Annotated in this window: 1 protein-coding gene; it reads left to right on the top strand. The window is 70.7% G+C overall.

Annotated elements, in window-relative coordinates; all coding sequences use genetic code 11:
• Positions 1-304 (top strand): response regulator transcription factor (locus tag OO69_RS48530; protein WP_033287458.1); only part of this gene is annotated, 304 nt, incomplete at its 5' end.
• Positions 305-307: the final 3 nt, after the last annotated feature.

The raw sequence follows: 307 nt of genomic DNA, 5'->3' as shown, positions 1-307 counted from the left end.
GTGCCGCGCGGCGCTGCGCGACGAGCCGTTCATCTACCCGGGTGCCGAGTCGGCGCTGATCCGCACCTATCTGGACCGCATCCGCTCCGGTGACCGGCTGCCGGCGCGCCCGATCACGGAGCGGGAGGAGGAGATCCTGAAGCTCGTCGCCGAGGGGCACTCCTCGAAGGAGATCGCGCGGCTCCTGGTGATCAGCGTCAAGACGGTGGAGCGGCACCGGGCCAACCTGCTGCAGAAGCTGGGGCTTCGGGACCGGCTGGAGCTGACGCGCTACGCCATCCGCGTCGGCCTCATCGAGCCCTGACGC

Source organism: Streptomyces sp. NRRL F-525 (assembly GCF_000716605.1).
Lineage (GTDB): Bacteria > Actinomycetota > Actinomycetes > Streptomycetales > Streptomycetaceae > Streptomyces.
The sequence above is the reverse complement of the archived record's forward strand: the minus strand, read 5'-3'. Positions and strand labels throughout refer to the sequence as shown.